The following is a 23,997-nucleotide window of genomic DNA, read 5'->3' as shown; positions in this document are numbered from 1 at the left end:
CGTCAGGCCGACGTATCGACCGTGCCGCCGCCCTGGGGCGCCTGTCCGGGCATCCCCTGAGGCGCTGCCTTGGCGACGCCGACCAGAGCCGGCCGCAGGAGCCGTTCGGCGAGCACATAGCCCGGCTGGATGACATCGGCAACGGATCCGGCCGGCAAATCGTTGGTCGGCACCTCGAACATCGCCTGATGGCGGTTGTGATCGAAGCGCTCCCCGCGATTGGGAACGACCTGCTGGATCTTGTGCTTCTCGAAGGTCCCCAGCAAGGTGCGCTGGGTCATCTCGACCCCGGTGACCAGCGTGTCGAGGAAGCTGTTCCGGCCCCGCTCGTCCGGCGGCACGGCCTGCAGAGCCCGGCCGAGATTGTCGACCACCTCGAGCAGGTCGCGGGCAAAGCCGGTCATCGCATATTTGCGCGCATCGTCCATTTCCCGGTCATGCCGCTTGCGCAGGTTCTCCATGTCGGCCATCAGCCGCAGGGCCTGATCCTTGAGTTCGCGAACCTGTTCGTCGGTCCATGAACGGATGGAAATGGCCGGGGCTTCGACGGTCTCGCCCACCGGCGGGTCGAGCGCCTCGCCCGCCATGCCGGCATCAGCGCCGTAGGGCGGGTTTTCATGGTTGATCTGCGCATCGTCGAACGTCGCGGCTTCGTCATGCGGCTGCTCGGCGGACGCAGGTTTCTTCCTGATATCGGTCATGGATCCTTCTCGCCATTATCGGGACTGCCGAGCATCTGACTGATCACCCTTGCGGTGTAGTCGACCATCGGCACGATGCGTGAGTAGTTCATCCGGGTCGGGCCGACCACGCCGATGGCACCCACAACGGAACGGTCACGATCCTCGCCCGAACGATAGGGAGCGATGATCGCCGCATAGCCTGAAAGCGCGAACAGCTCGTTCTCGGCACCGATGAAGACCTGCACTCCATCGCCCTGCTGGGTCATCTCGATGAGGTTGAGAAAGCTGCGCTTGGTTTCCAGCGCCTCGAACAGATTGCGGATGTGTTCGAGGTCGACAAGATTGTTGATGTCCTCCAGGAGTTTAGCCTGCCCGCGGACAAGGAGGAGGCCGTCCTTCTCGCTACCGTCGGACCAGGTCGCCAGCCCCGCCTCGACGACCTTGCGGGTCAGTTCGTCGAGCTGGCCCTGCTGGGTCCGTATCTCGTCCTGGATCCGTCGCCGCGCCTCGGAAAGAGTGCAGCCGCCCAGTCTCGTCGTGAGGAAATTCCCCGCCTCGACGAGCGTGGAGGCGGACATGCCCAGCGGCACCTCGATCACCCTGTTCTCGACCAGCCCGTTGTCGGCGACCGTCACCACGAGGGCCCGGCCGGGGCCGAGCGGCACGAACTCGACGTGACGATATCCCCGCTCGGTTGTCGGCGCCATGACGATGCCGGCATAGTGGGTAAGGCCGGAAAGCGTTTCCAGCGCATCCGAGAGCACGCTTTCGACGCTGCGGCCGACACCGGCGCAATGGCTGGAAATGCGCTCGCGCTCCTCGTCGCTGACGCCGCCGACTTCGAGCAGGCCATCGACGTAGAGGCGCAGGCCCGCCTCGGTCGGCAGGCGGCCGGCCGAGGTGTGAGGCGCGAACAACAGGCCCAGGTCCTCAAGATCGGCCATCACGTTGCGGATGGTGGCCGGCGAGAGCTGCTCCTGCAGGCGACGGGAGATCGTGCGCGAACCGACAGGCACACCCGACGCCATGTAGGAGTCGACGATGTGCTTGAAGACCTCTCGGGAACGAGCGTTGAGCTGGACGATCATGCGGTGGGACTACAAGCGATGCTGTCGTGAACCATGCTCTATGTATGGACCCGGCCCCGCCGTATCAATGGCCGGATGACACACACAGGGCACGAACATGACGACACCCCTTCCAGCGAACGGCCACCATCGCACCGGGCACCGGCAAATGCCGGTCACCCGACGCCTGTCACGATCGCGGAAAAGACTCAGCCCGCAACGCCGGCCTCAGTAGTCACGACCGCCACGGCCACCGCCGTAGCCGCCGCCACCGCCGAAACCACCGCCGCCAAAGCCGCCACCGCCGAAGCGTGGACCACCCGGGCCACGGCGAGGACGACCGCCACCACCGCCCGGACCACCAGGACCGCGACGCTCTTCGGCAACACGAACTGCCAGAGCCCGACCACCGACATCATGCCCATTGAGGGCCTCGATGGCCTGGGATGCCTCTTCGGCACTGCCCATTTCGATGAAACCGAAACCACGGGACCGACCGGTATCCCGATCCGTGGCGATCTTGGCGGATACGACCGATCCATGTTGACTGAACAGATCGGTCAGTTCCTCCACCGTGGCGGAGAACGGAAAGTTGGCGACAAAAATCTTGTTGCTCATAGAGCAGCTCCAGCAGACGACAAGGTGCACGACCCGCCCTCCAAGAGCCCACGACTGCCGCCGTCATTTCAATATACCACCGTCTCCAGCCGTTCCCGCGCCATGCGCCTGTCATCGCCGCTGACCTCGTACCCGCGCCGGGTACCGTTCGTGGCTTTCGACTTCGAGATGATTGCATGAAAAAACGTGCGACGATGACCTTGAGCTATGGACGACTACATCAGTATAAGGCCATCTTTGTCGCTAGGCGAGAAGAAATGCGCGTTCATTTTTCATTCACGCGTTAAAACCGTCAGTAGAGAGAATATTTCCGATGGTGGTTATCCGACTTCTTCATGTTCAATTCGCCATGTTTCCTCGTGAGCATGCTCTGACCATTCGCGCATTGGCTTAAGATTGACGATTTTATCAGCATAAACTGCGCCAAGTGGACCCAATTCGAGGGCGTATGTGCGAAAGCGCATGACCACCGGCGCAAACATCGCATCCAGTGCGCAGAAGTTCCCCAACAGCATCGGTCCCTTCGATTTTTCCATGCAGTCTTCGAAAATACCGCGCACCCGCTCGATATCGCGTGCTGCTGCGGCACCGGGCTCGATCCTGCGTCCGCCTGCGCGGATGTTCATGGGGAATTCCTCACGCAACCCCATGAAGCCCGAATGCATTTCGGCCGCAAGCGAGCGCGCGCGGGCACGGTCGCGGCGATCGGCCGGCCATGCGGATGGGTGGGATTCGGCAAGGTATTCCATGATCGCCAGCGAGTCCCAGACATGCAGGTCGCCGTCGATGAGCACGGGCACCCGGCCCGCGGGAGTGTATCGGGCAATGGTCTTTCGGGTATCCGCCTGATCGAGGGGAATGACGATCTCCTCGAAATCGATGTCCAGCATCCGCATGAGCAGCCATGGCCGCAATGACCATGACGAATAGTTGCGGTTGCCCAGAACGAGCGTCAAACGACTCATGGTATTTCTCCACTTGGAAGTATTCCCGAATTGTCGATAGTCGGAAACGCTGAATTTTCATGCCTGCGGCAAGCAGACCTGATCGTGTCGGGCTGCCCGGAGACCATTGTCACCATCCGGGTGACCAGTCCAGCCGTCCGCACGGCACAATATCGGCCAGATAGATACAGATAGGGAAATATACAATATATAGGTATATTTACTTATTTTTACAAGAATGCCAAGATGCTTCATTGGCGCTGGCACACGACAGCGCCGCAATCGGGTAAAAGCCGCGTGACGACGGCTTTCGCCCATCCCTTCCGGCAGGACGAGAACAGGGCAGCGCAGACATGGCTACATCGAACCGCGCCATCACCGGGCTCGACCATGTGCTGGTCGGCGTCCGCGACCTCGACGCGGCGCGCAGCGGCTTTGCCCGTCTGGGCTTCAACTCCTCACCCAAAGGCAAACATATCGGCTGGGGGACAGCCAACTACTGCATCATGCTGGACGATGATTATATCGAGCTTCTGGGCATCGTCGATGCGGAGAAATTCACCAACGGCCTGGACCGCTTCCTGGAGAAGCGGCAGGGCATGATGGGACTGGCACTGGGCTCCGGCGATCCTCACATCACCCGCGATGTGTGGCGGGAGGCGGGACTTGCCAGCGCGGAATTCCGCCCGCTCCGACGGCTGCTCGAAAGTCCCGACGGCGATATCGACGTGGCCTTCGAGAATGTCATGCTGGACCGGGCCGATTGCGCCGGCGTGCCCCTCTTCGCATGTCATCACCTTACCCCGGAATTGCTGCGCCGCCCGGGATGGACCAGCCATCCCAACGGGGCCCGCAGGTTGAGAAGCGTCACGGTTCTGGTTCCCGGCGTCGAACAGGTGGCCGATACCTTTACCCGCCTGCTCGGCAGATCGGCCCTCACCCGCACCGATGACGTCGTCACCGCCCATGCCGGCACCACCACCATCCTGCTCACCTCGCCCGGCGACGCCGCCCTGCTCCATCCGGCCTTCGACTGGCCCGACGAGGTGGATGAACCGATTCTGGCAGTGCTCGAAATCGAAACCGGCAATTCCGCGAAAGCGCGCCGGTTTCTCGATGTGCAGGGCGTACCTTATGGCGTCGAAACCGATGGCGGCCTGACCGTACAGCCCGATGAGGCCTTCGGTGTGGCCCTCGAATTCACGCCGGGCGAGACACTTCGATGAGGTTGCCGTCGGGATCGCGAAAGTAGATCGAGAGAATCGGCCCGACAGCACCGGTACGCGTGACCGGGCCGTCGATCACACGATGCCCCACCCCCTCCATGCGCCGGGAAACATCCTCAAGCGGCTCGTCACAAAGAAAGCACAGATCGGCCGAACCAGGGGTCGGCCGTTCGGCCTTCGGCTCGAATGTCCGCTCCACATGATGAAGGTTGATCTTCTGGGTCCCGAAGGCGAGCGCATGGCGATTGTCGCCGAACGTGGTCCAGATCATGCCGAGGCCGTCACAGTAGAAGGCCCTCGTCGCCGCCTCGTCACGGACGGTGAGCACGAGATGATCGAGCGAGATGACCGGCATCGGCGGCCTATCGCCGAACCTGCCGAAGGAGGCCGGCAAGTGCTGCCGGCTCGGGTCCGCCCGTGGCCCAGTCGAGCAGCTCGACCGTGTGCACTATGGGAAGCGACGTCCCCCCGGCGATCTGGGCCATGCAGCCGATGTTGCCCGCAGCGATGATGTCCGCGCCGGTACGCCCGATATTGGCGACCTTGCGATCCCTGAGCTGGCGGGCGATATCGGGCTGGGTAATGTTGTAGGTTCCCGCCGATCCGCAGCACAGGTGGCCTTCCGGCACGTCCCTGACGGTGAAACCCGCACGGGTGAGCAGGTCCTTTGGCAGTATCGTGATCTTCTGGCCATGTTGCATCGAGCAGGCCGAATGGTAGGCGACGGCAAGATCGCGACCATGGACCGGCGGGCGAAGTTCGACACGGGCCATCAGTTCGGTGATGTCACATGTCAACGCCGCGATCCTTGCCGCCTTTTCGCCATAGGCCGGATCCTTGCGCAGCATGTGGCCATAGTCCTTGACCGTGGTACCGCAGCCCGAGGCATTGATGACCACCGCATCGAGACCGCCCTCGTCGAGCACGCGGGTCCAGGCATCGACATTGGCACGAGCGGCGACCAGGGCCTGTTCCTCCTGCCCCATATGGTGGGTCAGTGCGCCGCAGCAGCCCATGCCGTCGGCAATCACCACCTCGACACCGTGGCGGGTCAGCAGGCGGATCGTCGCCTCGTTGATCTCCGGTGCCAGCACCTGCTGGGCACAACCGCTGAGCAGCGCCACCCGCATGCGACGGCCGCCCACGGCCGCATGCGTTCCGGGCAGATCGACAGGACTGGGCGGCCGGGGCCCGCTGCGGGGAGCGAGCGCGAGCATCGCTCCCCACGAACCCGGCAGGAAGCGGGCGAACGGCCGGAGGATGGCGGCACCGATCAGCGACAGGCGGAACAGTCCCGGGTTCGGCAGCACGCGCGCCAGGATACGGCGCAGCAGGCGCTGTTCGAGCGGCCGTTCATAGGTCTCCTCGACATGCTTTCGCGCATGGTCGACCAGATGCATGTAGTGCACACCCGATGGGCAGGTCGTCATGCAGGAAAGACAGGACAGGCACCGGTCGATATGCTTGACTACTTCTTCGGTCGCCGGCCGGTCTTCCTCCAGCATCTGCTTCATCAGGTAGATGCGGCCGCGGGGACTGTCGAGTTCGTCGCCGAGCAGGACATAGGTCGGACAGGTGGCCGTGCAGAAACCGCAATGGACACAGCTGCGCAGTATGGCATTGGCCTCGCCGATGTCGGGATCGCGAAGCTGCGCTTCGGTAAAGAATGTCTGCATGGGTCAAATCCCCTCGTACATCCGGCCAGCATTGAGGACATGTCTCGGATCGAAGCTGTTCTTCACGCGCTGACTGAGCCGGTGCAGGGCATCGGGTTGCGGCTGGAACGGCGGGATGCGCAGGCGAAGATCCCCGCTGCCACGCACCAGCATCGCATGCCCGCCTGCGGCGATTGCCCGTTGGCGCACCACGCCGTCCTCATCGCCCGCCAGCCAGATCACCCCGCCTGAACCGTCGAAGATGCGGGCACCCGTCGATCCGGCGGCGTCCAGAGCCGCCGTCGGTGCCACCGACACCCGCCATAGCGGTCCGTCCGTCGGAAGCAGGCGGACATCGCGAATTTCCTTCCAGATTGCCGACCCGCTCGCATGGTCGAGCAGACCGAATTCGACAATGTTGCCGGCAAGCAGTTTTTTCAACTCGTCGACGCGATAATCGACCGATGGCGATGGTCCCTCAACGCGGACAAGAGCGAGAGACTGGCCGGCCGCCGCCACCTCGCCGACGGCCGATCGCGCTGCGGCGGAGGCCGGCAGCATCGCGGCACCGGACACGTCGAAGGGTGAGCCCATGGCTGCCCGAAGACATTGCAGCAACACTGTCTCATCATTGCCACATAACACCAACGTACCCGAGGTTTCGGCTGCCGGCAGAACCTTGAAGGTCACATGGCTCATCACAGCAAGCGTGCCCATCGAACCGCTGAGCAACTTGCACAGATCGTAGCCCGTCACGTTCTTCACCACCCGGCCGCCGGTCTTGATGATCTGGCCATGCCCCGTGACGAGTTGCAGGCCGAGCAGGTGATCGCGGGCGGCACCGGAGCGGATCCGTCCCGGCCCGGAAAGATTGGCGGCGAAAACCCCGCCGATGGTCTGGCACCCCGCCGGACCGCCCAGAATGAGGCCGTAGTCGGCCGGTTCGAAGGCGAGGACCTGCCCCTTTTCGGCCAATGCAGCCTCGATGTCGGCGAGCGGCGTCCCGGCACCGGCCGACATCACCAGCTCGTCGGGCTCGTACATGTCGATACCGGCAAGGCCGCTCGTATCCAGGCAACCTGCCGCCTCCGTCGGACGTCCCAGACCGGCCTTGCTGCCATGCCCGCGAACGTCCAGCGACATTCCTTCGGCGACCGCATGGGCCACCACCTGCTGCAACTGCCCGATGTTTGCGGGCCTGAAGCGATGGCTCGAAGTCAAAGCCCCTCCTCCCCCTGTTTACATACGATCTTGTCCGAAGCGATCGTCTGCCCGACACTCCATAGCAAGCTTTTGCCAGAACCGACATCGAGGAGCAGCCATGAATGACCGGTCGAAGGGGCTGCTCTACGGATTTGCCGGTGTCGCGATCTACAGCCTGTCTCTGCCAGGCACCCGCCTGGCGGTGATCGACCTGCCGCCGGTCTTCGTTACCGGCGTGCGGCTGGCGGGATCCGGGCTGATATCGCTCGCCTATCTGGCCGCCGTCCGCGCATCCCTCCCGCGACGTGCCGAGTTCACGCGGCTGATGATCGTCGTCCTCGGCGTGGTCTTCGGCTTCCCCTTGTTCTCGGCGTTCGCCATGCTCACCGTCGACTCCTCGCATGGTGGCGTGGTGCTCGCGCTGATGCCGTTCATGACCGCGATCGCCGCCATCCCGCTGGGAGGGGAACGACCGGGCTGGCCCTTCTTCCTCTTCGCCGCACTGGGGACCGCAACGGTGTTCGCCTATGTTCTCGAACACAGTTCGGGAACAGTGACAGTCGGAGATTTCTACCTGGTCATTGCGGCCGCCTGCGCCGGAATCGGTCACGCTGCCGGCGGAGCGCTCGCCCGCAGGCGGGCGGGGCTGGAGGTGATCGCCTGGGCGCTGGTCCTCGCCCTGCCGATAACATTGCCACTGGTCGTTTTCGGCGCACCCGGGAACTTCGCCTTCGTGCGAGCTCCCTCCTGGGCCGGCCTCCTGTACATCACCATCTTTGCTCAATTCGTCGGCTTTTTCTTCTTCTACAGAGGTATGGCACTGGGCGGCATTGCCGAGGTCGGGCAAGTCCAGCTGTTGCAGGTCTACATGACGATCGCCGCAGGAGCGGTTTTCCTGCATGAGCCACTCGATGCCGGATTGCTGACAGCCGCAGCGCTCACCATCCTCTTCGTCTGGCTCGGACGGCGGTCGCAGCGCCGCTGAGGCAACATGCCCGATCCCGCCCGGTCAGAACCGTTCGAGCTCGGGAAACGGTATCTCGCCCTTGTGGACGTGCATGCGGCCGAGTTCGGCACAGCGATGCAACCGCGGAAACATCTTTCCCGGGTTGAGGATCTGTGACGGATCGAAAGCGCATTTCACGCGCGCCTGCTGGTCAAGATCGTCCTCGGTGAACATTTCGGGCATCAGGTCGCGCTTTTCCACACCAACGCCATGTTCTCCGGTAAGCACACCTCCCACTTCGACACACAGCTTCAGAATGTCGGCACCGAACGCCTCGGCCTTGTCCAGCTCGCCGGGTATGTTTGCATCGAAGAGTATCAACGGGTGGAGATTTCCGTCACCGGCATGAAACACATTGGCCACCCGCAATCCGTACTTTGCGCCCATCTGCTGCATACGCCGCAACACATGGGCAAGCTGGCTTCGCGGGATGGTCCCGTCCATGCAGATGTAGTCAGGCGAGATCCTTCCCACCGCAGGGAAAGCGTTCTTCCGTCCCGCCCAGAAACCGAGACGCTCCTCCTCGCTCTGCGACACTTTGAGATAGGTGGCACCAAGATCCGTTGCGATCGCGGTGACCGTCCCGATCAGGTGATCGACTTCAGCCTGGGGTCCATCCAGCTCGCAGATCAGCAACGCCTGGGCATCGCGCGGATAGCCGACATGGCAGAAGTCTTCGGCTGCATTGATTGCCGGATGGTCCATCATCTCCAGACCGCCGGGAATGATCCCTCTGGCGATGATCGCCGCAACGCAATCGCCCCCCGCCTCGACACTGGGGAAACCCATGAGAACGGCGCGCAGGGTCTGCGGCTTGTGCAGGATCCGCACCGTCACCTCGGTCACCACCCCGAGAAGACCTTCGGAGCCTGTCATCAGGCCCATGAGGTCATATCCCTCCGAATCGAGATGCTTGCCGCCCAGGCGAATGATGTCGCCATTGGGCAGCACCATCTCCAGCCCCAGCACATTGTTCGTCGTCAGGCCGTATTTGAGGCAGTGCACCCCGCCCGAATTCTCGCCGATATTCCCGCCGATGGTGCAGGCAATCTGCGACGAGGGATCCGGCGCATAGTAGAACCCGGCATGTTCCACCGCCCGGGTGATGCCGAGATTGGTGACGCCGGGCTGGGTCACCACGCAGCGATTTTCGAAATCGATCTCCAGGATGCGGTTGAACTTGCCCATCGCCAGCACGATACCGTCGGTGACCGGCAGCGCTCCGCCGGAAAGCGAGGTCCCGGCTCCGCGCGGCACGACCTTGACGCCCTCGCGATCGCACAAGCGGAGCACCTGCGAAACCTGCTCGACGGTGGCGGGCAGCACCACCGCCAGCGGAATCTGGCGATAGGCCGACAGCGCATCGCATTCATAAGCGCGCAGTTCCTCACGTGTCGAAATGACCCCTTCGCCGGGAACAATCTCGCGCAGGGCCGCTACAATCCTGTCCCTGTCGGCGAGGATCGCCCGATCCGGTTCGGGCATCGCGATGCCACTCATCCTGCTTCTCCCCTTCCCGCGTTACCGTGCCGGCCCAGATCCCGCACCATGAGCACGGCCGGGATGTCGCTGTCGTCTTCGGGTCCGCTACATGTCGTCCGCCCGGCCTCGACAAAACCATGCCGTTGATAGAATGCAATAGCGGACGATCCCTGAATGTCGACTTCCAGGGAAAGCCGGAGAACCGAATGATCGAGCCGGTCGATGATTTCCTCCAGCAACGTCGTTCCGATACCCTGCCGATGCCTGTCGGGGTCGACATAGAGCCGCTGCAACCGGACTCCCGTCGCTCCGGCCGTCTGTGCAAAGGCATGTCCGACCACCCGTCCATCGATTTCCGCCAGAAGGAAGACCGCACTCTCATCGCCGATATCGGCCAGCAACCTTTCATCATTGTGCCAGCGCCGGATGATGGCCTCGACCTTCCGCGCACCGTGCCGGGGTATGTAGGTCATTCTCCATGTCCGCAGCAGCAGGTCCCGGACAGCCGCCAGATCCGCCGTGGAAGCCGTGCGGATCGCCGGCGCATCAGTCATCGCCGGTATCCTCGATGAGGATCGCGCGGAAATCGTTGACGTTGGTGAGCGTCGGGCCCGTGACAAGCTGATCGCCGAGCGCTTCGAAGAAGCCATGGCCATCATTGTTCGCCAGTGCCGTCCTGGCATTGATCCCCAGTCCTTCGGCCCGCCCCAGCGTATCCGGGCCGATGACGGCACCGGCCACATCGGCCGCACCGTCGATTCCATCGGTATCGGCGGCAAGGGCATGGACTCCGGGAACCCCGTCCAGCTCGATGGCCAACGCATTGAGAAATTCGACATTGCGTCCGCCACGTCCCGTTCCCCGCACCGTCACCGTACATTCACCGCCCGACAGCAGCACGCAGGGTGCCGCAAACGGCTGGCCGCGCTTTCGGACCTGCTTGACGATGCCTGCCATGACCTTGGCCACGTCACGCGCCTCGCCCTCGATGGAATCGCCCAGAATATGGGTGCTGTAGCCATTGGCCCCGGCAACGGCCGCAGCGGCTTCCAGCGATGCCTGAGGTGTCGCAATCATCCTGTTGTCGACAAGCGAAAATACCTCGTCACCGGGTTTCGGCGTTTCGCAATCGTCATTCTCAAGATGGGCCCGGAGATGCGGTGCGATCGCAATGCCGTACCTGTCGAGGATGGCCAGCGCCTCATGCCGGGTGGTCGGGTCGGGAACCGTCGGTCCCGAGGCGATCACCGCCGGATCGTCGCCCGGCACGTCGGAAATCATCAGGGTCACGAGCCGGGCCGGTGCGATCGCCGCCGCGAGCTTCCCGCCCTTGATCGCCGAGAGGTGTTTGCGAACGCAGTTCATCTCGCCGATATTGGCCCCCGAGCGCAGCAATGCGCGGTTCACCTCCTGCTTGTCGGCAAGGGTGAGGCCCGGTGCCGGAAGGGCCGAGAGTGACGAGCCTCCACCGGAGATCAGTGCAATCACCAGATCGTCCGGGCCGAGGTCGCTCACCAGCCGCATCATCCGTTCGGCAGCAGCCCGGCCGGCTTCATCCGGAACCGGATGGGCGGCCTCGACGATCTCGATGCGGTCACAGGCCACGGCATGATCGTAGCGGGTGATCACCAGCCCTTCGAGCGGCCCGTCCCAGGCCTGTTCAAGGGCTCGCGCCATCGCCGCACTCGCCTTTCCCATGCCAATCACCAGAACCCTTCCTGCGGGACGAGCGGGCAGGTTCGCCGCCACCACCTTCGACGGCAGGGCCGCATCAATGGCGGCATCGAGCATGGCCTTGAGCAAGGAGCCGGGCAGCATCAGCATGTTCCTCCCTGAACGCGATGGAGCGGCCGCCGCCGCGGTCGTTCCCGACGCGTCACCCCACCGCAATGTCGTCCCATGATTCCAGCCGGCCCCTCATTTGACAACCGCATCGGACCGTGCGGTGTCGACGGTCGGTCGCCCCCGGAATGTCGCGGCGATGGCGTCAGGCACCGAGCGCGAGATGGCTGCCCGGTGGAACACCTCCCAGTTCGCGGGTAATCTCCATCGCGACGGATGACACGAGACGCCCCAGAGCCGGGAAATTCGTGTCGAGGATACGGGCGGACGGACCGGATACCGAAACGGCGGCCAGTGGCCGTCCATGCTCGTCGAAGATTGGCGATGCGACGCATCGCAGGCCGACGGCGTGCTCGTCATCGTCGATGGAAAAGCCCCGCTCACGGATTTCCGCCAGATCCCGGCACAAGAGGGTCCGGTCGGTGATCGTGCGATTGGTGAAGCGCGGCAGTCCGTGCTTTTCGACGATGCTATCGAGTTCCTCGGGATCGAGATAGGCGAGGATGGCCTTGCCCGAACCCGAACAGTGCATCTTCACCCGTCCGCCGGGCCGCGAGATCGCCCGCATCAGCTGGCGGCTTTCCACCTGGCCGAGACAGACGGCTTCACCCCCCTCATGGACGTAGAGATTGGCCGTCTCGCCACTCTCCTCCATCAGCCGGCGTATGAAGCGGCGAGAGAGCCGGGCGATATCGCGGCTGCGCAGGAAGGCATTGCCGCTGATAAAGGCCTGCACCCCCACCTGCCAGAAATGATCCCCCGCCTCGAAGCGCACGAAGCGTTCGCTTTCCAGCGTGGTGAGAAGACGATGCGCCGTTGACGGTGGCAGCTTGACTGCCTGCGCCAGTTCGGTGAGTGTCATCCCCTCGGCATGGGTGGCCAGGGCATTCAGCAGGCTGAGTGCGCGCTTGAGCGACTGCACCTGACCACTGCTTCCCGATTTCTTGCCTGGCACGGCATCCTCGACGGCCTTGACCAACGCTCCTGAATCCTTCCCCAAAGGTCCGGGCCCGAACCATCACCGCACCGATCTTGCGACAACTGCACGCCGGTCCCGCCAAGCCACACGACGCGACTATATCGCGGCAATCGGGTGGATGACACAAGATGCACTGTAGTGGATTCCACGGACGCGAGAGATACCGGATCACTCCTGCGTGACCGGCATCGCGCCTGACAGGATGTCCGGCGGACGCACGATACATCGCAACGGACCAGATCAACGAACCGGGATCATCGCCCCTCGGAAATGGTCCCCCTTTCGACATCCCACCGCCACATCACTTCTTCCTGGCGATTTTCGCTTGCCGACGCTCCACGGCCATTTCCGAGTTGGCCAGCAAGCGGGCAGCCATCTTTTTGCCGCGAAGTGCTGCATGGTTGCTGCCCGTAAGCTGGGCGACGGCAATGGCCCCCTCATGCAGAAGGTTGATCTCCTCCGCAATCACGCTGGGCCGGGCATAGCGTCCGAAACGGGCGAGGTCCTCGAAATACGCCACCATCTGGCTCTTGTGCCGCACGGCCTCAAGGTAGATGGGATTGTCCCGGTCGCGGATATTTCCCATGATATTGATGAACGGGCATCCGAAGAAATGCAGGTCATCAAACCATTCAATCAGATGATCGAAAGTTGCCAGAAGCTTCTCTTCATTGGGACATGGGGTTTCATCGACCTGGGCCCGCATCGCACGGCGAAAGGCGGTGTCCTCTTCGCGCAGGATCCAGATGTAGAAGTCTTCGGGCGCTGAAAACCGGGGCAGGATCGTATCCGGGTCGATGCCGGCCTCATTGCAGACATCTTCGATTCCGACGTCGGTCAGGCAAGCGCGCAGCAGGACACTGTTGAGGGCCTCCAGCAGCCGCTGGTGAACTGTGACCGCGTTGATCGGACCCAGAGTTGCGTGCGAAGCGTATGCGGTACTCATCACGACACCATCTCCCCAGTTCGTATCGAGCAACCTTACGCCATTCCGCTTCCTGCCACGAGAAGGAAATGAGCCGCCCTTCTCATCGCGACAACCGGATGGGCGACATTACCCGCAGGGAGCAATCAACCTCACCCGCAACACGAGAAAGCCGCCGCATGGAATGCGCCGGCTCGCTCGCAAGATCTCCGGTCGCAGCGATCAGGCCACGACGATCCGTACCTCAGCCCTGACGAGCCTTGAAACGCGGATCCTTCTTGTTGATGATGTAGACACGCCCCTTGCGACGCACCATCCGGCAATCCTTGTGGCGCAGCTTGGCGGTCTTGAGCGAGTTGCGGACCTTCATGCTCTCTCTTCCAAACAGGTGGCTCCGTCGCCTATTTCTTGCGACGGAAGCTCTGGAAACGACGATTGAACTTTTCGACCTGCCCACGCTCGCGAATCTGCATCGCACCACCTGTCCAGGCGGGATGCGACTTCGGATCGACGTCGAGCGTGAGGGTGTCTCCCTCGCTGCCCATCGTGGAACGGGTCTTGAATGTCGTACCGTCGGTCATCACCACATTGATCTCGTGGTAATCCGGGTGGATGTCCTTTTTCACGAAACTTTCCTCCTCGTGAGGTGGGCGGTATATAGCGGCGCATAAGCGAAAGCTCAAGGGCGCAAACGACCCTTGGCGGGATTGACTTTTCCGCTTGTCGTTCTCCATGGTTTCGAGCCGGTCACCCTGCCGACTTTCGACGCCGGGTCAGTCCTTGGCAACCATCGGCAAGAAGGAGGAAGCGACCATGGAAGGAGCGGGGCGACAGCTGGGCCGGAACGGCGATGATCGCGGCGGCAGCAGGAACATCCGCCAGCTCCGGGAGCTGGCGCGTTACCTGCGACCCTATTCCGGTCGCGTCGTGCTGACATTGGTGGCGCTGGTGTTCGCCGCAGGGGCAGTGCTGTCGCTGGGCATCGGCCTGCGCTACCTGGTGGATGGCGGCATCGCCGCAGGCCACAGCGAGGCGCTGGCCCATGCTCTCGAAGCCGTCCTCATCGTCATTGCGGTTCTGGCAGTCGCCACCTTTACCCGCTCCTATCTGGTGAGCTGGCTCGGCGAACGGGTTGTCGCCGACATGCGCCGTGACGTCTATCGCCACATCATCCGGATGCCGCCGGGCTTTTTCGAGGTGACCCGGACGGGCGAGGTCCTCTCCCGGATCACCACCGACACCACGGTCATCCAGACCGTCATCGGCGCCAGCGTCACGCAGGCGCTGCGCAACGTCCTGCTGGTCGTCGGCGGCGTGACCCTGCTCGTCTGGTCCAACCCCAAGCTCTCCGGCATCGTGTTGCTGGCGGTGCCACTCGTCGTGGTGCCGATCGTCCTGTTCGGCCGGCAGGTCAGGGCCTTGTCGCGTGTTTCACAGGACAAGATCGCCGAAGTCAGCAGCCAGGCCGAGGAAACGATCAACGCCGTGCGTACGGTGCAGGCCTTCGCGCAGGAAGAGCGGGAGACCACCACCTTCGAACGCTCCAGCGAGGACGCGTTCCGGGCAGCGGCGGCCCGTGCATGGGCCCGGGCCATGATGGCTGCCATCGTCATCACCCTTGTCTTCGGTGCCGTCGTCGGTGTCTTGTGGATCGGCGGACTCGATGTCCTTGCCGGGCGCATTTCGGCCGGACAGCTGTCATCCTTCGTTTTCTATGCAACCATCGTGGCCAGCGCCTTCGGCGGGTTGAGCGACATCTTCGGCGATCTTCAGCGTGCGGCCGGTGCCACCGAGCGCCTGTTCGAGCTGCTTCAGGCGCAGTCCGCAATCAGGGCTCCGGCCGACCCCGTGCGGGTACCGGACCGGCCCAAGGGCACCGTGCGCATCGAGAATGTCGACTTCGCCTATCCTTCCCATCCCGATCGCGCCATTCTCGAAAACATCGATCTGGCCATCGAGCCGGGAGAGACAGTGGCACTGGTGGGCCCGTCCGGTGCGGGCAAGACCAGCATCTTCCAGCTTCTGATGCGTTTCTACGATCCGCAAAGGGGACGCATCCTGTTCGACGGAATTCCCGTCGAACACTTCGACCCGAGCGCCTATCGAAGCCGCATAGGGCTCGTACCACAGGAACCCGTCATATTTTCCGCCAACGCCCTGGACAATATTCGCTACGGACGCCCGCAGGCCAGCGATGCCGAAGTCAGGGATGCGGCGCGAGCTGCGGCGGCCCTCGATTTCCTCGAAGCGCTTCCCGACGGCCTGGACAGCTTCCTCGGCGAGAAGGGCGTGCGCCTTTCCGGCGGGCAGCGTCAGCGTATTGCCATCGCCCGGGCCCTCCTGCGCGATCCCGCCCTCTTGCTGCTCGACGAGGCGACCAGCGCTCTCGATGCCGAGAACGAGCGCCAGGTGCAGGATGCCCTCGAAAGGCTCATGGCCGGCCGCACCAGCATCATCATCGCGCATCGGCTGGCGACAGTACAACGGGCGGACCGGATCATCGTCATGGACCAAGGGCGCATCGTCGAGACCGGCCGGCACAGCGAGCTCGAAGCCCGTGGCGGTCTCTACGCCCGGCTGGCACGCCTCCAGTTCCGCGACATCCGGGCTGCCTGAAGACATTGCCGTTCAGGCAGGGATACCCGAACGGCAAACTCCTTCACTCTCCAGACAGCAGCATGCGGCGATCTCAGCGCGCGGTAAGCCTGATCTCGATACGCCTGTTCTTCGCACGGGCTTCCGCGCTGTTTCCGGCAGCAATCGGCTGGGTATCCGCGAAGCCGGCGGCAATAATGCGATCAGCCGGAATTCCCCAGTCGATGAGATAGCGCACCACCGATGCCGCCCTGGCAGCCGACAACTCCCAGTTCGAGCGATAACGGCCACGACCACTCAGCGGCTGGTTGTCGGTATGGCCATCGACACGGATCGCCCATGGAAGATCCTGGGGCAGTTGGTCGGCGATCTTCTTGAGTTCAGGCGCTATCCTGTTGAGTTCGGCACGTCCCGCGTCGCTCAGATCAGCCTGCCCGGACGCGAAAAGAACGCTCGAATCCAGCGCGAGCTTGCCGCCCGCCGCAAGATTGACATCATCCGAACCGGAAATGTTCCCGAGTATCTCCGTGAGCACGGCCCCGTCACGGGCTACCGCCGCATCGGCAGAAGCCTCGGCACCCTCGACCGGAGCCTGGCTTTGCGCCAGTTGCGACTGGATGCGTTCAACGGTAGCTTCCTGATCCTCAAGGGTCGCAATCTGGGCACGAGCTTCCTCAAGTGAAGCGTTCGCCTCATCGAGTTGACCCCGGGTCGCTTCGGCTGCCGACATGGAATTGGCAAGTTCACCCTGCAGGCGGCTGACTTCGGCCGTCGCCTCATCCCTGGCCAGGGCCTGTTGGGCGATTACGGACTGGGCCTGCGACAGGCGTTCCTCCAGATCGGCCACCTTCTGTGCAGCGCCTTCCAATTCACTGACGCGCTGGCTTGCCTGCTCGTCATTCGCCCTGGCATCGGCCAACGCCAAGCGGGCCTCGGCGAGCTCGCTTTCGGCCGACTGCCTTGCGGCTTCCGCAGCTGCGGCAGCTTTGCTCCCCGCCTCGTCCACAGCCTTTTCAAGCTCGCTGACACGTCCCTGCGCCTGCTCGAGCTCAGCCTGCAACGCAGCGGTCTTGTCCTGCTGCTCCGCTTCGAGGCCGGCGATCTGCTTCTTCAAATCGGCAACGGAAGCGGCCGCTTCCTCCCCCTGCGCGCGCAATTCGTCCGCGACCGCTTGGCTTTGCGCAAGCTCTTCCGCTCTGGTGGCGAGTTGCGCAGTCAGTTCATCGACCCTGCCGCGCAGTTGATCGTCATCGGCAAGCTTGCTCCGGGCTTCCTCCAGCTTGCCATTGAGGACGTCTACCTGCTCCCGGAATTCGTCAGTCTGGGAACTTTGCTGCGCGAGACTGTTCCCGGCAGCCTGAACATCCTCGCGCAACCGGACATTGGCCTGTTCCGCCTCGACGAGCTGCTGTTTCAGGCCATCGACAGTGGCCGCCGCCTCGCCCGCCTCCTGCTCCGCGCCCTGCATGCGTCCTTCCAGCGCGGCCACCTTGGAGCCGGCCAGCGCCAGCGCATTCGTAAGCTTCTCGACAATCCCCCTGGCCTCGGTCCTGTCGGCTGCACTCACCTCGCTCGCCTTGGCCAGTTGCCCTTCCAGCTTCGCGACCTTTGTCACCGAAAGAGCCAGGTCATCGGTGAGCCTTTCCACGTCGGCGCGTGCCGCGGTCAGCTCGTCACCGGCACCAGCTTCCACCACCGCTGCGGACTCATGGGCCCTGGCCAGTTCCTGCTCCAGCGCGGCCACCCTGGAACCGGCCACGGAAAGCTGCGAGATCAGGTTCGCGATCCGGTTCTGCGCCTCGCTGCCTTCGGCCTCCATGCCGGCCTTCAACGCTGTCACCTGCTCCTCCAGCTGATCGCGCTGCGCGGTCAGATCCTGAAGAGCGGCCTGAGCCTCGGACGCGGCGGCGACCTGTTCGCCGATCCGGGCTTCAGCATCACCCTGGACCTGTTCGAGCTCCCTTGCGCGGGCGTCGGCCGCCGCGACGCGGGAACCGGCCACGGCCAGTTCGGAGGTCAAACGCTGGATGGTTGCATTCGCGTCATCTACGGCAGCAGTGCTGGCTTCCGTACGCTTGTTGATCTCTTCCTGGCTCAAACCGTAGTCACGCTGAAGTTCCTCAAGCTGTGACCTGGCCTGTTCGAGTTCGCCCGTGCGCGCTTCGACTTCGGTCCGGGCACTCTGGAGCGTCTCCCGGAGCTCCCGCAGCTCAAGATCGGCGGATGCCTGCTTCGATCCGGCAAGTGCCAGCGCCGAGGTCAGCTTCCCGATGGTCGCCTGGGCTTCACCTTGATCCGAAACCGTCTGCCGGACTTCGCCTTCGAGCTCACCGTTGCGGGTATTGGCCTGGTCAAGCGCATTGCCGAGCAGCGCCACCGCTGCATTTTTCTCCTCTTCGCGCGCAACCACCTGCCTTTCCAGCTCATCGGAACGCGCCGTCGCCTTTTCGAGCGCGTCACCGAGAAGCTGGACCGCGGCATCCTTCTCCTGTTCGCGGGCAGCAACCTGCTCCGTCAACCCGGCAATGCGCTGTTCGGCATCGCTGCGCAGGCGATCGAGCGCCTGCGCAGCCTCGTCGCGCGCCGCGGCGGTCCCTTCCAGCTGGGCCTGCGCTTCATCCCGCGCCGCCGCCAGACTTTCGATCCTGCCCTGAAGATCGGCACGTGTCCTTTCGGCTTCGCCGCGAAGCGCATCGGCATCGGCGCTGGCCGCCTCCTGCGCCGATTGCGCCTGTGCCAGCGCTTCATCGCGAGCCCGGGCCAGATCGGCGATCTGACTTTCGAAACTGGCGCGGGCCTCGTCGAACGACGCCTGCGATCCACGCAACTGGTGGAGTTCGTTGCTGACCTGGGTGAACGCGCCGAGCTTGTCCCGCATGGAGCCATCGCCGGTCGCATCTGCCGGCACCTGCAAGGTCATCAGCGCATCGTCCAGACCGGTCTCGACGGTTTCCACCCGATTGTAGGCATACCAGGAAAGCCCCAGTGCCGCGGCAACCGGAGCCAGCGTCACAAGCGCCGTACGCTTGCGGTTCTTGGATTCCCATTGCCGCAGATGATGTTCCAGTTCGCTCACTCTGTTCGCCATCGTTTCCAGCCTAGCCCACGCTCTTGTCGGAAGAATACAATCTATGAAGAAGACCGCCGAACTGATCCTTTTCTTGCGTTGTAGGCGATCGCCCCCGGGTGAGTTCATGCCATTCGTCGGAAAGGATCTGCAGACCCTCCATCCGCTCGTCGCGTTCCAGCGCCTCACGGTAAGGAAAGATCGCGACAAAGAAGGTCATGATCCCGGTGATCAGGCCGACCATCCACGGCAAGGTACCGTTCCAGCCCATGACGATGAAGGCCACGCCTGCCAGCAGGAGCAGGATCCCGTAGGCGACCATGCCACGCCCGTTGCGGCGATGGACGGCGATCAGCCTGTCGAACGGCGGTGAATCGTCCCTTGCGCCCGACGGTGTCGCCAATCTCGAATCGGAGTTCATTCCCCGGCTGTCAACATTCGCCACCCTTCATTCCCCGTCTCAGCGTGCCAGTCCCGGATGCCCTCGGCGAACAGCCGGAACATCGAATTGAATTTCGTGCCAACCGGTCACGAAGTCCCGTGCGACACCCTTACTTTGCCGCAACCCGGCGGAATTGCAAATGCCCCCATCGCCATGCAACCGGCGAGCGTCGAAAATTATCCCGCCATCACCACCTCAAGGGCTGGTGAGCTTGATTTCGATCCTGCGATTGCGCCGGTAGGCGTCCTCGGTTTCGCCATCGTCCAGCGGCTGGAACTCCGCAAGTCCCCGGGCCGCGACGTGGTCCGAGGGAATCCCCTGCGAGATGAGGAAGCGGGCGACCGAAATGGCCCGCGCCGTAGAGAGTTCCCAGTTCGACGGAAAGCGCGATGTGTTGATGGGCCGCTTGTCGGTATGGCCGTCCACCTGCAGGACCCAGGGGATATCGGGGGGAATCCGGGCCGCGAGCTCCTTGAGGGTCCGGGCAAGCTTTGCAAGCTGTTCGCGGCCTCGCGGTCCGATTTCGGCCTCGCCCGAAGCGAACAGCACCTCGGACTGGAAGACGAAACGGTCGCCGACGATCCGCACATCTTCCCGCGATCCGAGAACCCCCCGCAGCTTGCCGAAGAAATCGGAGCGAAACTGCGAAAGTTCCTGCACCTTGTCGGCCAGGGCTTCGTTGAGCCTCTCTCCCATCTCGCTGATGGTTGCCGATTGCTGCTCGATTTCCTGCTGCTTTTGATCGAGGGTCTGACCGACGCTGGCAAGTTCGACCGAAAGCCCGTTGATGCGCCGGGTCAGTTCCATGACCTGCGCCAGCGCTTCGGCCTTTTCGCGTTCGCTGTCGGCCAGCGCGGTCTGGAGATCGCTTTCGGCAGCCTGCCGCTGGGCCAGTTCTCCGGCAGATGCATCGATCTGTCGCTGCAATTCCGCATGAACCGCCGTGAGATCGGCAATTTCCTCGCGCAACCGGTCCATTTCCGCGAGTTGCATCTCGATCTTGTCGCGTTCGGCCTGAATCTGGTCCCTGTTGCCACTGAGCTCTTCCTCGAGCGCGGCAATCCTCGCCGTCCTCTCCTGTTCGGTATCCCTGCGTTGCCGCAGATCCTCCTGCAGCAACGATTGCTCGGAAAGCACCGTCGCCAGACGCTCGCTCAGCGAGTTGCGCTCGCCCTGGGACTCATCGAGCCGGCGGGCGAGATCCTCCCCTTCCGCCTTCGAGGAACTCAGATCCGCCGAGAGGCGGCTGACACTGCGTCGCAGATCCCGGCTCATCTCGCGTTCGAGCTCGAGATCGCGGGTCAGGTCGGCGACCGTTCCCTGCAGGTCGTCGACCGCCTTGTCGCGCCCCTGGAGCTGCTGGCTCATGAAGAACTGGCCGAGCATGAATACGGCCAGAAGGAAGATGATGACCATGAGCAGGGTCGACAGGGCATCGACAAAACCCGGCCATATGTCGATCTGATCGCGCCGCGAACGGGTACGGGCCACGGCGTCAGCCCCGGATCGACTGGGGCTCGCCGGCAGCGATCGCGATCGTTCGCGATACCAGCTTGATCTCGTTGCGCAGTTCGCGCACGGATTCCTCGCGACCGAAGGCGAGATCATCGACCAGTCGGGTAAGCTTCATGTCAATATTGCGCATGTGCTCCATCGTCGCTTCGGCAACGCCAGGGTCAGCGCCATGCGGGGTACCCTCGCCGCCGCGCGATCGCGCCTCGTGCTCGCGCTGGAGCCGGTGATTGAGCTCCCCCAGTCGCTCGCTGAGATTGTAGAGGACGTTGTTGAGCTGGCCGCGGGTCTCCTCGCTACGGATCACCGTCTCGCGCAGGTTTTCGAGGTTTTCCGCCGTCTGTTGCATCATGGCCTGCAGATGCAGGGTTGGTATCGGACCGTCGTCATTGTCGTGGCCAAAGCCGAAATCATGGCCGGACAATCGCGTCAGGCCCGAAAGCCACTCCTCCATCTCGTTGTAGAAATTGTTCTGCGCCTGCGATGCCTGCAGGTCGATGAAGCCGAGCACCAGCGAACCGGCCAGGCCGAACAGCGAGGAGCTGAAGGCCGTTCCCATGCCGCTGAGCGGAGCAGCCAGGCCAGCCTTGAGTTCATCGAACATGCCCACCATGTCGTCGCCACCACCGACCGACAGGTCGGAAATCACCAGCGAGACCGAACTGATGGTCTCAAGCAGTCCCCAGAAGGTGCCGAGGAGACCCAGAAAGATCAGGAGCCCCGTCTGGTAGCGGGTGATGTCCCGGCTTTCATCCAGGCGCGCGCTGATGCTGTCGAGCAGATAGCGCATCGACAGCGCCGAAAGCGATGCCCTCCCCCGGCGCTCGCGCTCGCCCAGCGCACCGGCCACGGGCGCCAGCAGCTTCGGCGGACTCTCGACGGCAAAGCCTGCGCCCGATGTCTGGAACGCCTCGATCCAGCGAACCTCCGGCTTGAGCTGCAGGATCCGGCGGACAGCATACAATATGCCCAGCAGCAACACGCCCATGATGAGCCCGTTGAGCGCCGGATTGTGCATGAAGGCCCGCCAGACGATCTCGTGGATGGCACCGACGACGATCGCGGCCAGAACAAGGAAGAGGAGCACACGGTTGATATACCGTTGTGGATTGGTCATCTGGCCAGTTCTCGCAGATCCATGGTCACCGTTCAATTGGCGAATAGATAACGTAAAGCGCTAATTTCGCCAGTAACAATTCGCGCATTGGCGATAATCCATTTGAAATCATGTCGCATCGGTACGTCAAGGAGGCAGAACAGGTTCTTCCCGCACCCCGGACAAGCCCTTTTTCCCCTCGCCGGCAGCCACGAAACCTGTTCGGCACGCCATGAGGAGACCAGGCAACAGTCGCTGCGGACAATGTCCAGCGGTGACAGGACAACCTCACCTCTTGATCGATCCGTATTGTAGCCTAGACTTCATTAACAAATACGCCTCGAATCGGACTGGAGGACCAGGGTGAACCGACGGCATCACGACATGGGCGGCCTCGATGCCGGAGCCATCTCGATCGACGAGCATGACCATGCTCCATGGGAAAAGAAGGTCGACGCCATCTTGCGACTGGTATCGGCCAAGGGAATCATGACCGTTGACGAATTGCGCCGCGGGATCGAGGAAATCGGCCCGGGGGCCTATGACGAGATGAGCTATTACGAGCGCTGGATCACATCGATCACCAACAACCTTCTCGAAAAGCGCATCATCGGCGTCAGCGAACTCGGTGAGGCGATAGAGGTTGCGAGGCAGCGGCATGACCGGGCCGCGCGCCTTTGACAAGGGGGCAATAACAAGAGGGATGACGTCACATGTCCGACAAGCCACGTTTCGACCCGGGGGCAACCGTCCGTGTCAAGCCGCTCACGCCGCCCGGCCATGTCCGCACACCGTGGTTCACCCGCGGCAAATCGGGCAGGGTGGTGCAGGTCCTGGGCACTTTCGGCAATCCGGAGAGCCTGGCCTATGGAGGCGACGGCGAACCGCTGCAGCCGCTTTACCGCATCAGTTTCCGCCAGTCCGAACTCTGGGCCGACTATGACGGCAAGGAGGACGACACGCTGGTTGCCGATATCTATGAGCACTGGCTGGAGCCGATTGCATGAGCCATGGTCACGTTCATGGTGCCGGCAACGACCATCCGCATCCCCGCCAGCCGGACATCGAGGATGCCCCGCTGACCTATCACATGGCCCTCACCGAAGCCGTGGCTGCCCTGTTGCAGAACAAGGGCATCATCTCCGGTGACGAATTGCGACGGACCGTCGAGGACATCGACAGCCGCTCACCGGCTGCCGGCGCGAGGGTGGTCGCCCGCGCATGGGTCGATCCGGCTTTCAGGTCTCGCCTGCTGGATGATGTCAATGCGGCAGCCCGCGAACTGGACATCGACACCGGCGGCATTCCCATCAGGGCCGTCGAGAGCACCGACAAGGTCCATCAGCTCGTCGTCTGCACATTGTGCTCATGCTACCCGCGGATGCTCATCGGCCTGCCGCCGGACTGGTACAAGGCAAGGGACTACCGTTCGAGAGCCGTGCGCGAACCCCGGGCGGTCCTGCGCGAATTCGGCCTTGAGATTGCCGATGACATCGAGGTTCGTGTTCATGACAGCACGGCGGACATGCGCTATCTCGTCCTGCCCCGCCGCCCCTCGGGTACCGACGGATGGAGCGAGGAGGAACTGGCGGCCATCGTCACCCGCGACTGCATGGTGGGTACTGCCGTTCCCGAGGTGACCGGGAATTGAATCC

At 63.2% G+C, this 23,997-nt stretch carries 23 protein-coding genes and 1 pseudogene; 6 read left to right on the top strand and 18 right to left on the bottom strand.

The genetic code is table 11. From position 1 onward, the window contains the following. Positions 1-2: 2 nt before the first annotated feature. The 4 genes from grpE to H6851_12170 form a co-directional block, all read right to left on the bottom strand. Positions 3-587 (bottom strand): nucleotide exchange factor GrpE, encoded by a 585-nt coding sequence (grpE, locus tag H6851_12185; protein MCB9944363.1) that lies wholly within the window; start codon positions 585-587, stop codon positions 3-5. Positions 588-697: 110 nt separating this feature from the next. Next, positions 698-1,771 (bottom strand): heat-inducible transcriptional repressor HrcA, encoded by a 1,074-nt coding sequence (hrcA, locus tag H6851_12180; protein ID MCB9944362.1) that lies wholly within the window; start codon positions 1,769-1,771, stop codon positions 698-700. Between the two features lie 207 nt (positions 1,772-1,978). After that, positions 1,979-2,368 carry an RNA-binding protein gene (locus H6851_12175; GenBank protein MCB9944361.1) on the bottom strand — a complete coding sequence of 130 codons (390 nt, stop codon included), beginning with the start codon at positions 2,366-2,368 and terminating at the stop codon, positions 1,979-1,981. 320 nt (positions 2,369-2,688) lie between these two features. After that, positions 2,689-3,333, bottom strand: coding sequence for a glutathione S-transferase family protein (locus H6851_12170; GenBank protein ID MCB9944360.1), 645 nt, complete (start codon positions 3,331-3,333; stop codon positions 2,689-2,691). A 332-nt stretch (positions 3,334-3,665) separates the two neighbouring features. Between H6851_12170 and H6851_12165 the strand changes: the two genes are divergently transcribed. Further along, a complete protein-coding gene (locus tag H6851_12165) occupies positions 3,666-4,538 on the top strand; it encodes a VOC family protein (protein ID MCB9944359.1) in 873 nt (290 codons plus the stop codon). On the opposite strand, the gene H6851_12160 is transcribed toward H6851_12165, so the two are convergent. From H6851_12160 to H6851_12150, 3 genes are read right to left on the bottom strand one after another with little or no spacing between them, the layout of a single operon-like run. Then, positions 4,513-4,893, bottom strand: coding sequence for a VOC family protein (locus H6851_12160; protein ID MCB9944358.1), 381 nt, complete (start codon positions 4,891-4,893; stop codon positions 4,513-4,515). The two genes, H6851_12165 and H6851_12160, sit on opposite strands and share 26 nt — an antisense overlap. 7 nt (positions 4,894-4,900) lie before the next feature. Then, positions 4,901-6,214, bottom strand: a complete 1,314-nt coding sequence (gene glcF, locus H6851_12155; protein MCB9944357.1) for a glycolate oxidase subunit GlcF — start codon at positions 6,212-6,214, stop codon at positions 4,901-4,903. A gap of 3 nt (positions 6,215-6,217) precedes the next feature. Continuing rightward, positions 6,218-7,414, bottom strand: a complete 1,197-nt coding sequence (locus H6851_12150; protein MCB9944356.1) for an FAD-binding protein — start codon at positions 7,412-7,414, stop codon at positions 6,218-6,220. Positions 7,415-7,514: 100 nt separating this feature from the next. On the opposite strand from H6851_12150, the gene H6851_12145 reads away from it, so the two are divergent. Further along, positions 7,515-8,381 carry a DMT family transporter gene (locus tag H6851_12145; protein MCB9944355.1) on the top strand — a complete coding sequence of 289 codons (867 nt, stop codon included), beginning with the start codon at positions 7,515-7,517 and terminating at the stop codon, positions 8,379-8,381. A gap of 24 nt (positions 8,382-8,405) precedes the next feature. On the opposite strand, the gene H6851_12140 is transcribed toward H6851_12145, so the two are convergent. The 7 genes and pseudogenes from H6851_12140 to rpmE form a co-directional block, all read right to left on the bottom strand. Continuing rightward, positions 8,406-9,902 (bottom strand): FAD-binding protein, encoded by a 1,497-nt coding sequence (locus H6851_12140; protein MCB9944354.1) that lies wholly within the window; start codon positions 9,900-9,902, stop codon positions 8,406-8,408. Further along, complete coding sequence (locus H6851_12135) at positions 9,899-10,438, bottom strand: GNAT family N-acetyltransferase (protein ID MCB9944353.1); 540 nt, start codon at positions 10,436-10,438, stop codon at positions 9,899-9,901. Before H6851_12135 ends, H6851_12140 begins: the two co-directional genes overlap by 4 nt. Continuing rightward, the gene (locus tag H6851_12130) at positions 10,431-11,708 is read right to left on the bottom strand and encodes a glycerate kinase (GenBank protein ID MCB9944352.1); all 1,278 of its coding nucleotides are present in this window, start codon (positions 11,706-11,708) and stop codon (positions 10,431-10,433) included. The genes H6851_12135 and H6851_12130 overlap by 8 nt, the downstream gene beginning before the upstream one ends. 163 nt (positions 11,709-11,871) lie before the next feature. Further along, positions 11,872-12,660, bottom strand: a pseudogene (locus H6851_12125) (helix-turn-helix domain-containing protein). Between the two features lie 346 nt (positions 12,661-13,006). Next, the gene (locus tag H6851_12120; GenBank protein MCB9944351.1) at positions 13,007-13,654 is read right to left on the bottom strand and encodes a TetR/AcrR family transcriptional regulator; all 648 of its coding nucleotides are present in this window, start codon (positions 13,652-13,654) and stop codon (positions 13,007-13,009) included. A gap of 220 nt (positions 13,655-13,874) precedes the next feature. Then, entirely contained in the window at positions 13,875-14,000 is a 126-nt protein-coding gene (rpmJ, locus tag H6851_12115; protein MCB9944350.1) for a 50S ribosomal protein L36, read from the bottom strand. Positions 14,001-14,031: 31 nt separating this feature from the next. After that, complete coding sequence (gene rpmE / locus H6851_12110) at positions 14,032-14,256, bottom strand: 50S ribosomal protein L31 (GenBank protein ID MCB9944349.1); 225 nt, start codon at positions 14,254-14,256, stop codon at positions 14,032-14,034. A gap of 187 nt (positions 14,257-14,443) precedes the next feature. Here rpmE and H6851_12105 point away from each other — a divergent pair, with 187 nt between their 5' ends. After that, positions 14,444-16,246, top strand: coding sequence for an ATP-binding cassette domain-containing protein (locus H6851_12105; protein ID MCB9944348.1), 1,803 nt, complete (start codon positions 14,444-14,446; stop codon positions 16,244-16,246). A gap of 73 nt (positions 16,247-16,319) precedes the next feature. Here the strand turns inward: H6851_12105 and H6851_12100 are convergent, their stop codons facing one another. From H6851_12100 to H6851_12085, 4 genes are all read right to left on the bottom strand, one after another. Continuing rightward, entirely contained in the window at positions 16,320-19,301 is a 2,982-nt protein-coding gene (locus tag H6851_12100; GenBank protein MCB9944347.1) for an OmpA family protein, read from the bottom strand. Positions 19,302-19,323: 22 nt separating this feature from the next. After that, a complete protein-coding gene (locus H6851_12095; protein MCB9944346.1) occupies positions 19,324-19,737 on the bottom strand; it encodes a hypothetical protein in 414 nt (137 codons plus the stop codon). Positions 19,738-19,929: 192 nt separating this feature from the next. Continuing rightward, positions 19,930-21,225 carry a peptidoglycan -binding protein gene (locus H6851_12090; protein ID MCB9944345.1) on the bottom strand — a complete coding sequence of 432 codons (1,296 nt, stop codon included), beginning with the start codon at positions 21,223-21,225 and terminating at the stop codon, positions 19,930-19,932. Positions 21,226-21,229: 4 nt separating this feature from the next. Then, a complete protein-coding gene (locus tag H6851_12085) occupies positions 21,230-22,363 on the bottom strand; it encodes a flagellar motor protein MotA (protein MCB9944344.1) in 1,134 nt (377 codons plus the stop codon). Positions 22,364-22,726: 363 nt separating this feature from the next. Here H6851_12085 and H6851_12080 point away from each other — a divergent pair, with 363 nt between their 5' ends. From H6851_12080 to H6851_12070, 3 genes are read left to right on the top strand one after another with little or no spacing between them, the layout of a single operon-like run. Next, positions 22,727-23,023, top strand: a complete 297-nt coding sequence (locus tag H6851_12080) for a nitrile hydratase subunit beta (GenBank protein MCB9944343.1) — start codon at positions 22,727-22,729, stop codon at positions 23,021-23,023. Positions 23,024-23,055: 32 nt separating this feature from the next. Then, positions 23,056-23,349 carry a nitrile hydratase subunit beta gene (locus H6851_12075; GenBank protein ID MCB9944342.1) on the top strand — a complete coding sequence of 98 codons (294 nt, stop codon included), beginning with the start codon at positions 23,056-23,058 and terminating at the stop codon, positions 23,347-23,349. Next, the gene (locus H6851_12070; GenBank protein MCB9944341.1) at positions 23,346-23,993 is read left to right on the top strand and encodes a nitrile hydratase subunit alpha; all 648 of its coding nucleotides are present in this window, start codon (positions 23,346-23,348) and stop codon (positions 23,991-23,993) included. Before H6851_12075 ends, H6851_12070 begins: the two co-directional genes overlap by 4 nt. Positions 23,994-23,997 lie beyond the last annotated feature (4 nt).

The organism is Geminicoccaceae bacterium (genome assembly GCA_020638465.1).
In the GTDB taxonomy this organism is placed as follows: domain Bacteria; phylum Pseudomonadota; class Alphaproteobacteria; order Geminicoccales; family Geminicoccaceae; genus JAGREO01.
The sequence above is the reverse complement of the archived record's forward strand: the minus strand, read 5'-3'. Positions and strand labels throughout refer to the sequence as shown.

What these genes read in the sequence shown, in the direction of transcription:
- grpE (MCB9944363.1), bottom strand. Translation starts at nt 587, where the DNA reads ATGGCGGGCGAGGCGCTCGACCCGCCGGTGGGCGAGACCGTCGAAGCC.
- hrcA (MCB9944362.1), bottom strand. Translation starts at nt 1,771, where the DNA reads ATGATCGTCCAGCTCAACGCTCGTTCCCGAGAGGTCTTCAAGCACATC.
- H6851_12175 (MCB9944361.1), bottom strand. Translation starts at nt 2,368, where the DNA reads ATGAGCAACAAGATTTTTGTCGCCAACTTTCCGTTCTCCGCCACGGTG.
- H6851_12170 (MCB9944360.1), bottom strand. Translation starts at nt 3,333, where the DNA reads ATGAGTCGTTTGACGCTCGTTCTGGGCAACCGCAACTATTCGTCATGG.
- H6851_12165 (MCB9944359.1), top strand. Translation starts at nt 3,666, where the DNA reads ATGGCTACATCGAACCGCGCCATCACCGGGCTCGACCATGTGCTGGTC.
- H6851_12160 (MCB9944358.1), bottom strand. Translation starts at nt 4,893, where the DNA reads ATGCCGGTCATCTCGCTCGATCATCTCGTGCTCACCGTCCGTGACGAG.
- glcF (MCB9944357.1), bottom strand. Translation starts at nt 6,214, where the DNA reads ATGCAGACATTCTTTACCGAAGCGCAGCTTCGCGATCCCGACATCGGC.
- H6851_12145 (MCB9944355.1), top strand. Translation starts at nt 7,515, where the DNA reads ATGAATGACCGGTCGAAGGGGCTGCTCTACGGATTTGCCGGTGTCGCG.
- H6851_12140 (MCB9944354.1), bottom strand. Translation starts at nt 9,902, where the DNA reads ATGAGTGGCATCGCGATGCCCGAACCGGATCGGGCGATCCTCGCCGAC.
- H6851_12135 (MCB9944353.1), bottom strand. Translation starts at nt 10,438, where the DNA reads ATGACTGATGCGCCGGCGATCCGCACGGCTTCCACGGCGGATCTGGCG.
- H6851_12130 (MCB9944352.1), bottom strand. Translation starts at nt 11,708, where the DNA reads ATGCTGATGCTGCCCGGCTCCTTGCTCAAGGCCATGCTCGATGCCGCC.
- rpmJ (MCB9944350.1), bottom strand. Translation starts at nt 14,000, where the DNA reads ATGAAGGTCCGCAACTCGCTCAAGACCGCCAAGCTGCGCCACAAGGAT.
- H6851_12105 (MCB9944348.1), top strand. Translation starts at nt 14,444, where the DNA reads ATGGAAGGAGCGGGGCGACAGCTGGGCCGGAACGGCGATGATCGCGGC.
- H6851_12085 (MCB9944344.1), bottom strand. Translation starts at nt 22,363, where the DNA reads ATGACCAATCCACAACGGTATATCAACCGTGTGCTCCTCTTCCTTGTT.
- H6851_12080 (MCB9944343.1), top strand. Translation starts at nt 22,727, where the DNA reads ATGGGCGGCCTCGATGCCGGAGCCATCTCGATCGACGAGCATGACCAT.
- H6851_12075 (MCB9944342.1), top strand. Translation starts at nt 23,056, where the DNA reads ATGTCCGACAAGCCACGTTTCGACCCGGGGGCAACCGTCCGTGTCAAG.
- H6851_12070 (MCB9944341.1), top strand. Translation starts at nt 23,346, where the DNA reads ATGAGCCATGGTCACGTTCATGGTGCCGGCAACGACCATCCGCATCCC.